At 47.4% G+C, this 577-nt stretch carries 1 protein-coding gene; it reads right to left on the bottom strand.

The genetic code is table 11. The features are described 5' to 3' along the window. Nucleotides 1–577 (bottom strand): hypothetical protein (locus tag L1D21_RS16480; RefSeq protein ID WP_239846330.1); only part of this gene is annotated, 577 nt, incomplete at both ends.

Below are 577 nucleotides of genomic sequence, written 5' to 3'. Positions count from 1 at the left end.
CTGATAAACATCTCCAGCACATCGGTATCAAAACTGAAGCTGAAATCAATCGGCCCCACACGGGTGATCTGCTGACCCACAAATTGCTCATTGTCGAACAGGTATTGGTCACCTTCGGTCACACCTAAACGGAAAGTCGGCTCAACGACTCGGCTAGGCAATAAATACAAATAGTTGGCTTTTAAGTCAGCACTGGTAAAGCTACGGGCGGCACCGATAAGTGGATCATTCGGCGCTAAATCACTGTTATCACCACTGCCATCTCCATCGCTGTCGACTTGCTCTGAAGGATCATCCGGGAAGGCATCGGCATTATCGCCTAGGCCATCACCATCACTGTCAGCCTGCTCTGTGGGATCTAAGGGGTAAGTATCTTCGGGATTGATGGTACCGTCGTTATCCATATCATCATCTTCACTATCRATGATGCCATCGAAATCTGAGTCTAACCCCAGCTCAATGGTTTCATAAAAGGTCAGACGCGGCTTAATATTTTCTCTCCAGATGGGCGCTTCACCATAGTTCCAAGCATTATCGTTAAACTGTTCATACTCGAGCACATAAACTCGGTTCGGTT

This window comes from Shewanella sp. Isolate11 (assembly GCF_022398315.1).
Taxonomy (GTDB): domain Bacteria; phylum Pseudomonadota; class Gammaproteobacteria; order Enterobacterales; family Shewanellaceae; genus Shewanella.
The sequence above is the reverse complement of the archived record's forward strand: the minus strand, read 5'-3'. Positions and strand labels throughout refer to the sequence as shown.